The organism is Delftia sp. NA_296.1 (genome assembly GCF_052692095.1).
On sequence record NZ_JBQZGF010000008.1, the window covers coordinates 348,259 to 357,391 of the forward strand.

Annotated in this window: 9 protein-coding genes; all 9 read left to right on the top strand. The window is 70.0% G+C overall.

What is annotated here, in order from left to right; all coding sequences use genetic code 11:
- Positions 1-48 precede the first annotated feature (48 nt).
- Genes ACUTR7_RS21050 through metC form a run of 9 tightly spaced genes read left to right on the top strand, consistent with a single transcriptional unit; the run spans position 49 to position 8,929 of the window.
- Positions 49-963: a transporter substrate-binding domain-containing protein gene (locus ACUTR7_RS21050; protein WP_034397150.1), complete on the top strand. Its 915-nt coding sequence runs from the start codon at positions 49-51 to the stop codon at positions 961-963.
- A complete protein-coding gene (locus tag ACUTR7_RS21055; RefSeq protein ID WP_016448804.1) occupies positions 960-1,778 on the top strand; it encodes a transporter substrate-binding domain-containing protein in 819 nt (272 codons plus the stop codon). Before ACUTR7_RS21050 ends, ACUTR7_RS21055 begins: the two co-directional genes overlap by 4 nt.
- Entirely contained in the window at positions 1,775-3,322 is a 1,548-nt protein-coding gene (locus ACUTR7_RS21060) for an FAD-binding oxidoreductase (protein WP_445609748.1), read from the top strand. The genes ACUTR7_RS21055 and ACUTR7_RS21060 overlap by 4 nt, the downstream gene beginning before the upstream one ends.
- Positions 3,319-4,590 carry an aminotransferase class I/II-fold pyridoxal phosphate-dependent enzyme gene (locus ACUTR7_RS21065; protein ID WP_445609749.1) on the top strand — a complete coding sequence of 424 codons (1,272 nt, stop codon included), beginning with the start codon at positions 3,319-3,321 and terminating at the stop codon, positions 4,588-4,590. The genes ACUTR7_RS21060 and ACUTR7_RS21065 overlap by 4 nt, the downstream gene beginning before the upstream one ends.
- Complete coding sequence (locus ACUTR7_RS21070) at positions 4,587-5,336, top strand: amino acid ABC transporter permease (RefSeq protein ID WP_013800583.1); 750 nt, start codon at positions 4,587-4,589, stop codon at positions 5,334-5,336. Before ACUTR7_RS21065 ends, ACUTR7_RS21070 begins: the two co-directional genes overlap by 4 nt.
- A complete protein-coding gene (locus ACUTR7_RS21075; RefSeq protein ID WP_013800582.1) occupies positions 5,326-6,147 on the top strand; it encodes an amino acid ABC transporter permease in 822 nt (273 codons plus the stop codon). The genes ACUTR7_RS21070 and ACUTR7_RS21075 overlap by 11 nt, the downstream gene beginning before the upstream one ends.
- Positions 6,134-7,012 (top strand): amino acid ABC transporter ATP-binding protein, encoded by an 879-nt coding sequence (locus ACUTR7_RS21080; RefSeq protein WP_046240583.1) that lies wholly within the window; start codon positions 6,134-6,136, stop codon positions 7,010-7,012. The genes ACUTR7_RS21075 and ACUTR7_RS21080 overlap by 14 nt, the downstream gene beginning before the upstream one ends.
- A gap of 25 nt (positions 7,013-7,037) precedes the next feature.
- Complete coding sequence (locus ACUTR7_RS21085; protein WP_445609750.1) at positions 7,038-7,709, top strand: cysteine dioxygenase family protein; 672 nt, start codon at positions 7,038-7,040, stop codon at positions 7,707-7,709.
- Positions 7,706-8,929, top strand: a complete 1,224-nt coding sequence (gene metC, locus ACUTR7_RS21090) for a cystathionine beta-lyase (protein WP_096914072.1) — start codon at positions 7,706-7,708, stop codon at positions 8,927-8,929. The genes ACUTR7_RS21085 and metC overlap by 4 nt, the downstream gene beginning before the upstream one ends.
- Positions 8,930-9,133: the final 204 nt, after the last annotated feature.

Below are 9,133 nucleotides of genomic sequence, written 5' to 3' on the forward strand. Positions count from 1 at the left end.
GGCCCCGCAGGACGGGGCCGGGCCTTCCGTTCCCTGATGGATTCACGCATGCCCCGCCTTCTTCCCCCCCTTGCCGCCGCCCTGGCCCTGCTGCTGGGCGCCGGCGCCGCCCACGCCGATGCCACGCTGGACAAGATCAAGCAACGCGGCAAGCTGTCCGTGGGCATTGATGGCGCCAGCCCGCCGTTCGGCGTGCTGGACCCCGCCACCGGCAAGACCGGCGGCTACCAGACCGAGCTGGCCGCCGACATCGCGCGCCGCCTGGGCGTGCCGCTGGAGACGGTTCCCGTGACCGCCTCCACGCGCGTGCAGTTCCTGCAAAGCGGCAAGGTGGACCTGTTGATCGCCAACATCCAGTGGACGCAGGAGCGCAGCGAGATCCTCTCGTTCGCGCCCACGCCCTATGACCTGATCGGCGGCGGCGCCCTGGTGGCCAAGGCCAGCGGCATCAAGCGCTGGGAAGACCTGCGCGGCAAGGTGGCCTGCGTGTCGCAGGGCAGCAACTTCGCCAAGCCCCTGGCCGAGAGCTATGGCGCCGTGGTCAAGGGCCTGCGCGGCATTCCCGAGTCGCTGCTGGCGCTCAAGGGCGGCACCTGCGCGGCTTCGGTCCATATCCAGCCCGCGCTCTATGAAAAGCTCACCGGCCCGAATGCGGCCGAGTGGAAGGACTTCGAGCTGGGCACGCAGGACCAGTTGATTCCCTCGCCCACCGTGGTGTGGACGCGCCGTGGAGAGGCCGACACCCAGGCCTTCGTGGACAAGGCCATCCAGGACTGGCACCGCACGGGCTTTCTGCTCAAGGTGGCCCGCGCCAGCGGCGTGCCCGACACCTGGATCGCCGAGCGCCACGAACGCGCGCTGAAGGGCCAGTTCGACCGCGCGCCCTACGACTTCGCGGTGTATGCGGCAGCACAAGCCGATGCGCAGGCAACCCAGGCCGCCGCCAAGGGAGCCAAGCCATGAAGCCGACTCGCACCGCCCTGGCGGCCCTGCTCGCCCTCACGGCCCTGGCAGCCCATGCCGACGCCACGCTGGACCGCATCAAGCAGCGCGGCAAGATCGTGGTGGGGGTGATGCTTTCGGGGCCGCCGTTCGGCACCATCGACCCCGTCACGCAAAGGCACGTGGGCTACAACGTGCAGCTGTCCGAAGGCGTGGCCAAGGGCCTGGGCGTGGGGGTGGAGACCGTGCAGGTCCAGCCGTCCAACCGCGTGCAGTTCCTGCAGCAGGGCAAGGTGGACATCCTGATCGCCAACATGCAGTGGACGCAGGAGCGCAGCGAGATCCTGTCCTTCGTGCCCACGCCGTTCGAGGAAGTCGGCGGCGCCGCCATCGCCAAGAAGGGCAGCGGCGTGCGCCAGTGGGACGACCTGCGCGGCAAGCCCGTGTGCGTGTCGCAGGGCAGCAATTTCACCAAGCCGCTGGCAGATCAATACGGCGCCCAGATCAAGGCCTTCCGGGGCCAGCCCGAGTCGCTGCTGGCCCTCAAGGGCGGCAACTGCGCGGCCGCCGTGCATGTCAGCCCCACGCTGCGCGAACTCGTGGCCAGCAATGCGGACTGGAAGGACTACGAGATCGTCTCGCCCGCGGACATCATTCCCTCGCCCTCGGTGATCTGGCTGCGCAAGGGCGAGTCCGACACGCAGGCGGCCATCGACCGCATCGTGCAGGACTGGCACCGCACGGGCTGGCTGATCGAGGTGGAGCAGCGCAACGGCATGACGCCCACGCCGCTGCTGCACCAGCTGCACGACAAGTTCAGGAAGGCGCCCGCATGAGCACCCACACCCGCACCAGCACCAGCGGCCACATCACCGGCCCCGCCGACCTGGTCACCGCGCTGCGCCACGCCCTGGGCGATTCCCATGTCCTCACAGGTGCCGATGCGGCCGGCTACCTGACCGACCAGCATGGCCGCCTCACGGGCCAGGCCCTGGCCGTGGCACGGCCTGCCGACACGGCCCAGGTGGCGCAGCTGGTGCGCCTGTGCCGCGCCCACCGCACGCCCATCGTGGCCCAGGGCGGCAACACCGGGCTGATGGGCGGCGCCACGCCCGACGCCTCGGGCCACGCCGTGCTGCTGTCGCTGGCGCGCCTGAACCGCGTGCGCGCCATCGACACCGACAACGACACCCTGACCGTGGAAGCCGGCGCCGTGCTGGCCCATGTGCAGCAGGCAGCGCGCGATGCGGACCGGCTGTTTCCCCTCAGCCTGGGCTCCGAGGGCAGCTGCACCATTGGCGGCAACCTGTCCACCAACGCGGGCGGCACCCAGGTGCTGCGCTACGGCAACGCACGCGAGCTGGTGCTGGGCCTGGAAGTGGTGACGGCCGAAGGCGACATCTGGGACGGCCTGCGCGGGCTGCGCAAGGACAACACCGGCTATGCGCTGCGCGACCTGTACGTGGGCAGCGAAGGCACGCTGGGCATCATCACGGCGGCCACGCTGCGCCTGCATCCGCTGCCCCGCGCCCAGCACACGGCGCTGCTGGCCTTTGGCTGCATACGCGATGCGGTGGCCTTCCTCAACCAGGCGCGGGCGGGCTTCGGTGCCAGCCTGACGGCGTTCGAGCTGATGTCGGACACGGCCCTGGGCCTGATAGCCCGCCATGTGCCCGAGCAGCCGATACCGCTGGCGCTCAAGGCACCCTGGTTTGCGCTGATCGAGCTGTCCGACAGCGAGGGCGAGGACCATGCGCGCCAGCGCTTCGAGTGCGTGGTGGGCCAGGCCTTCGAGGACGGCCTGGTCACCGATGCCGCCATTGCCGAGAGCCTGCAGCAAAGCCAGGCCCTGTGGCGGCTGCGCGACCAGGCCCTGGGCGAGGCCCAGCGGCGCGACGGCCGCAACATCAAGCACGACGTGTCGGTGCCCATCTCGCGCATCCCCGACTTTCTCGCGGCCACGGCCGCGCTGCTGCAGGCGCGCTTTGGCGCCGTGCGGCCCGTGGCCTTCGGGCACCTGGGCGACGGCAACCTGCACTACAACGTGTCGCACGCGCCGGACAGCACGCCCGCGCAACTGTTTGCCCAGGAAGACGCCATCCACGAGGTGGTGCACGACAGCGTGCACGCCCACGGCGGCTCCATCAGCGCCGAGCACGGCGTGGGTCAGACCAAGCGCGACCTGCTGCCCCGCTACAAGAGCGCCGTGGAGCTGCAGCTCATGCGGCGTCTCAAGCAGGCCTTCGACCCGCTGGGCCTGCTCAATCCCGGCAAGGTGCTGCAAGCCCTGCCGGACGATTTGCCGCATGACTTGCCGCACGACTTGCCGCAGGTTTCTCCAACGCCAGCCGCCGCATTCCAGGAAGGCCCCACGCCATGACCACGCCCTTTCCCCTTTCGCAGCGCGTGCAGCGCGTCAGGCTCTCGCCCAATGCCGCGGCCAGCGCGCGGGCCACGGCCCTGGCCCGCCAGGGCCGCGACATCATTGCGCTGACCACGGGCGAGCCCGATTTCGACACGCCCGAGCCCATCAAGCAGGCCGCCATCGCGGCCCTGGCCCGTGGCGAAACCAAATACACGCCCACGCCCGGCACGGCCGCGCTGCGCCAGGCCATCAGCGCCAAGTACCGGCGCGAGAACGGGCTGGACTTCGACGCCGGGCAAATCATCGTCAGCAACGGCGGCAAGCAGGTGATCTACAACGCGCTGGCGGCCACGCTGGATGCGGGTGACGAGGTCATCGTGCCGGCGCCGTACTGGCCTTCGTTTCCCGACATCGTGCGCGTGAACGACGGCACGCCGGTCATCGTGGACTGCGGCATTGAGCAGGGCTTCAAGCTCACGCCGGCCGCGCTGCAGGCCGCCATCACGCCGCGCACGCGCTGGCTGGTGCTGAACACGCCGGGCAACCCCTCGGGCGCCGTCTACAGCCGCGAGGAACTGGCCGCCCTGGCCCAGGTGCTGCGCCTTCATCCGCAGGTGCTGGTGCTGCTGGACGAGCTGTACGAGCACATCTGGTTCACGCCCCAGGCCCCCGCGCACTGGCTGGCCGTGGCCCCCGACCTGCGCGAGCGCACGCTGCTGGTCAACGGCGTCTCCAAGACCTATGCCATGACCGGCTGGCGCATCGGCTGGGGCGCAGGCCCGGCCGCGCTGGTGCAGGCCATGGTGGTGATCCAGTCGCAGGCCTCGTCAGGCCCCAATTCCGTGGCCCAGGCCGCGGCCGCGGCGGCGCTGCAGTCGCCCGACCAGAGCTTTGTGCAGCAGGCCCGCAACGCCTATGCGCGGCGCGCGCAACGGGTCACCCAGGCGCTGGACCAGGTGCCGGGCCTGGTCCTGCTGCCGCCGGCCGGATCGTTCTTTGCCTTTGTGCACTGCGGCGCGCTGATAGGCCACCTGCGCCCGGACGGCCAGCCCATCGCCAGCGACACCGACCTGACCGAATGGCTGCTGGAGTCCGAAGGCGTGGCTGCCGTGGATGGCGGGGCCTACGGCCTGTCGCCGTATTTCCGCATCTCCACCGCCGCCAGCGACGAGGTGCTGGCCGAGGCCACGGCCCGCATCGCACGTGCCGTGGCCGCGTTGAAAGACCCCGCTGCGCAAGCGCAAGCGCATGCACAGCCGGCCGCCCTGGAGGCCGTGCCATGAACGACAGCCTGCTTGCCCAGGGCGTGCAAGCGCTCAAGGGCCTGGGCCTGAACTACGCCTTCGTGCTGGACGTGGCCGAGCGCCAGGCCTTTGTGCGCGGCATGTTCGTGACCGTGCAGCTGGCCCTGCTGACCATTGCCGGCAGCCTGGCGGCCGGCGTGGCGCTGGCGGCGGCCCTGACCTCGGGCCGTGCCTGGCTGGCGCGGCCTGCGCGCGCCTTTGTGGAGGTCACGCGCAACACGCCCACGCTGGTGCAGCTGTACTGCGCCTTCCTGGTGCTCAACATGCTGATCACCCAGCAACTGCGCGACTGGGGCGCGGGCAACAACCCGCTCACGCCCTTTGTCTGGGTGGTGATCGTGGTCTCGCTGCACAAGGGCGTGTTCCATGCCGAGGCGCTGCGCGCCGGCATCGAGGCCGTGCCCGCCACCACGCTGGAGGCAGCGCGCTCGCTGGGCTTTTCGCAGCGCCAGCTGCTGGTGCGCGTGCAGCTGCCGCTGGCCGTGCGCTTTGCCCTGCCCTCGCTGACCAACAACCTGGTGGACCTGGTGAAGATGACGGCCGTGGCCTCGGCCATTGCCGTGGGCGACGTGACCTACGAGTCCATCATGATCTGGTCGCAGCGCGACAACGTGCTGGAGTTGCTGCTGCTCATCCTGCTGTGGTTCGGCCTGCTGACCTGGCTGGTCAGCCTGGCGGGCCGCTGGCTGGAACAACACCTGAGGATGCCCGGCTATGGCCAATGAAGCCACCCTGAACACCGGCGCCGCGCCCCGTCCGCTGCCCGCCGCCCTGCTGCGCGCGGCGCGCAGCCCCTGGCTGATCGCGGGCGCCGCGCTGCTGGCCCTGTGCGCCTGCTGGGCCGCCACGGACAGCGCCCCGCCCGCCTTCGTGCACCTGTGGAAATGGCTGCCCGCGCTGCTGCGCGGCCTCCTGGTCAACATCGAGATCAGCGTGCTGGCCGTGGCCATCGGCACCGTGGCCGGCCTGGTGCTGGGCGCCCTGTCGCTGTCGCCCACGCCGGCCGTGCGCACGGGCGTGCGCTGGTATGTGCAGCTGTTTCGCAATGCGCCCATCCTGGTGCTTATCTACTTCACCACCTATGTGTTCCCGTTCGAGCTGAAGCTGGTGGGCTGGACCTTTCCGTTCCCCGACTGGGTCAAGGTGGTGCTGGGCCTGGCCCTGCCCACCAGCGCCAACGTGGCCGAGATCTTCCGGGGCGCCATCCAGTCCATTCCCAGCGCGCAGTGGGAGGCAGCCCAGTCGCTGGCCTTTCGCCGCAGCGAGATCTTCCGCCTCATCGTGCTGCCGCAGTGCGTGCGCCGCATGCTGCCGCCGTGGATGAACCTCTACGCCAGCATCACCATGAGCACCTCGCTGGCCTCGCTGGTGGGCGTGCACGACGTGGTGGACACCGCCCAGATCGCCAGCAACACCGTGGCACGCACGGACTTCACCATCCTTGTGTATTTCACGCTGCTCGCGCTGTTTTTCGCCTATTGCTATCCGATTGCCCGCGCCACCCGCGCCCTGGAGCGACGCCATGAACGCCACTGACTCCTTTCTCTCCCAACTCGCCACGGCCGATGCCCCCGCAGGCACGGCACCCGCCCTGGTCCACCTGCAGGATGTGCACCTGTCCTTTGGCGACAACCAGGTGCTCCAAGGCATCGACGTGCAGGTGCGGCGCGGCGAGGCGGTGACCATCATCGGGCCCTCGGGCTCGGGCAAGTCCACCATCCTGCGCTGCATCACCGGCCTGCTGCGGCCCCAGCGCGGCGCCATCTCGGTGGCGGGCACGCGCGTGGACCAGCTGCGCACCGAGGCCGAGCTGATCGCCCTGCGCAAGCGCGTGGGCTTCGTCTTCCAGCAGTACAACCTGTTCCCCCATCTGTCGGTGCTGGAGAACCTGGTCATCGCCCCCACGCGCGTGGTCGGCCGCGACCGCGCCACGGCCGAGCGCGAGGCCCGCGCCCTGCTGCAGAAGGTGCGCCTGGACCACAAGGAATCCGCCTACCCCGGCGAGCTGTCCGGCGGCCAGCAGCAGCGCGTGGCCATTGCGCGCGCCCTGGCCATGCGGCCCGAGCTGATCCTGTTCGACGAAGTGACCTCGGCCCTGGACCCCGAGACCGTGGGCGAGGTGCTGACCGTGATCCGCGACCTGGTCAGGGACGGCATGACCTGCGTGCTGGTCACGCACGAAATGCGCTTTGCCGAAGAGGTCAGCGACCAGGTGTATTTCACCGAGGCCGGCCGCATCGTCGAGCACGGCCCGGCCGCCCAGATCTTCGGCAGCCCGCGCAGCGAGCGCACGCGCGAATTCCTGCAGCGCGCCCTGGGCGATGGCGCCCGGCCCAGGCCTGCGCCAGCCGCCCCGGCCACAACGCCGCTGCCCTTCAACAGCCTGCGCTTTGCCCTTTGATCCCCCACCTCCAGGAGCACATCCCATGACCGCAGAAACAAAGACTGAAACCCCGGCCGGCACAGGCGCAGATACAGGCACCCATACAGACGCCGCCGCCCGGCGCCGCCAGGCCGTGGACGCCGCCCTGGCCGACGTGCGCCAGCTGCTGCAGGCCGGCGCGCCCGACCGCAGCACCCTGTCGGCCATCACCACACGCCTGGAGCAGCTGGCCGCGCACAAGGCCTTGTTCAGCCGCGCGGACTTTCCCCCGCCCGCGCAGACCGAAGGCCTGGGCGCCTCCACGCGCTACCGCCTCAACCCGGCCGATGGCGATGCGGGCCTGGCCCTGTACCTGAACTCCATCAACCCCGGCAAGACCACGGCGCCGCACAACCACACGACCTGGGCCGTGATCGTTGCCGTCGAAGGCCAGGAGCTCAACCGCCTCTACGAGCGCACGGACGACCGCAGCAACCCCGCACGCGCCAGCATCCACCTGGCGCGCGAATTCACCGTGCAGCCGGGCGCCTCCATCGCCTTCCTGCCCGATGACATCCACAGCATTGCCGTCGTGGGCGAGCAGCCCACGCTGCACTTCCATCTCTACGGCCAACCGCTGGAAACCCTGAGCGGCCGCGTGGCCATCGACCCCGACACCGGCGAAGTCAAGAACTACAACGCCGCCTACTTCCGTCCCAGCGAGGCCGTGGCATGAGCATCCCCCAAGACAAGCACCGGCCCCTGGGCCCGTCGACCCGCCTGCTGCACGCAGGCACGCCGCCGCTGCAGGGCGGCTCCGGCCCCGTCAACGTGCCCGTGGTGCGCACCAGCACCGTGCGCTTTGCCGACAGCGCCGCCTACGCCGACCTGCACCACCGCCGCGAGGCCGGCGAGCGCGTGGCCTCCTATGGCCGCCACGGCCTGGACACGCACCGCGCGCTGGAAGACGCCGTGGTCGCGCTGGAGGGCGGGCACCGCGCCTTTCTCACGCCCTCGGGCCTGTCCGCCATCACCCTGGTGCTCATCGCCCTGCTCTCGCCCGGCGACCATGCCCTGGTGGCCGACAGCGTCTACTCCCCCGTGCGCCGCGTGGACGCCACCTTGCTGCAGCGCCTGGGCATCACGCTGGAGTACTTCTCGCCCTCGCGCGACGATCTGGCCGGCAAGATCCGCCCCAACACCCGCCTGGTCTACCTGGAATCGCCCAGCTCCCTGCTCTACGAGGTGCTGGACCTGCCCGCCCTGGCCGCCGTGGCGCGCCAGCACGGCATTGCCGTGGCCACCGACAACACCTGGAGCGGCGGCTGGTTCTACCAGCCCCTGGAGCACGGCGCCAACCTCTCCATCCAGGCCGCGACCAAGTACATCGCCGGCCACTCCGACGTGATGCAGGGCATCGTCATCACCGACGGCCCCGCGCTGTCGAAGAAGATATCCACCGCCTACGAGGCCCTGGGCCTGACCATAGGCGCCGACGACGCCTACCTGGCACTGCGCGGCCTGCGCACCCTGCCCGTGCGCCTGGCCCAGCACCAGCGCCACGCCACCGAAATCGCCCAGTGGCTGGAGCATCAGCCCCAGGTCGGCCGCGTCTTCTACCCGGCCCTGCCCTCCGATCCCGGCCATGCGCTGTGGAAGCGTGACTTCAGCGGGGCCAGTGGGCTGGTGTCATTCGCGTTTGCCGAAGGGGTGGATGCCGGTGCCGGCGCCGTGTTCGTTGACTCGTTGCGGCAGTTTGCGCAGGGGGCTTCGTGGGGCGGGTACGAGAGCCTGGCGCTGGTGGCGCAGCCTGAGCGGTTGCGGGAGCACAGTGTGTGGACGGGGACTGCGCCTGTGGTGCGGCTGCATGTGGGGCTGGAGGATCCTTTGGATCTGATTGCGGATCTGGAGAGGGGGTTTGGGGGGGTGGTGGAGCGGTTCAGGTTGGCTGCCTGAGATTTTTGGGCGCTGCTGCGTTTGCTGCGTTTGCTGCGTTTGCTGCGTTTGCTGGTTCTGGCCTTGCCGGGGGGTTTCTTTTCGAGGCCGGGTCTCGGCCCGGCGGCCGACCTACTTTCCTTTGTTTCGCCCGGCGCGGCGTGTGTCAAGGTAGTTGTCGCGTCAGTCGTCAGGCCACTCGCCTGCTCATCTCATGTTGCTCAT

Coding starts and splice junctions, on each gene's coding strand:
- ACUTR7_RS21050 (WP_034397150.1), top strand. CDS start 49: ATGCCCCGCCTTCTTCCCCCCCTTGCCGCCGCCCTGGCCCTGCTGCTG.
- ACUTR7_RS21055 (WP_016448804.1), top strand. CDS start 960: ATGAAGCCGACTCGCACCGCCCTGGCGGCCCTGCTCGCCCTCACGGCC.
- ACUTR7_RS21060 (WP_445609748.1), top strand. CDS start 1,775: ATGAGCACCCACACCCGCACCAGCACCAGCGGCCACATCACCGGCCCC.
- ACUTR7_RS21065 (WP_445609749.1), top strand. CDS start 3,319: ATGACCACGCCCTTTCCCCTTTCGCAGCGCGTGCAGCGCGTCAGGCTC.
- ACUTR7_RS21070 (WP_013800583.1), top strand. CDS start 4,587: ATGAACGACAGCCTGCTTGCCCAGGGCGTGCAAGCGCTCAAGGGCCTG.
- ACUTR7_RS21075 (WP_013800582.1), top strand. CDS start 5,326: ATGGCCAATGAAGCCACCCTGAACACCGGCGCCGCGCCCCGTCCGCTG.
- ACUTR7_RS21080 (WP_046240583.1), top strand. CDS start 6,134: ATGAACGCCACTGACTCCTTTCTCTCCCAACTCGCCACGGCCGATGCC.
- ACUTR7_RS21085 (WP_445609750.1), top strand. CDS start 7,038: ATGACCGCAGAAACAAAGACTGAAACCCCGGCCGGCACAGGCGCAGAT.
- metC (WP_096914072.1), top strand. CDS start 7,706: ATGAGCATCCCCCAAGACAAGCACCGGCCCCTGGGCCCGTCGACCCGC.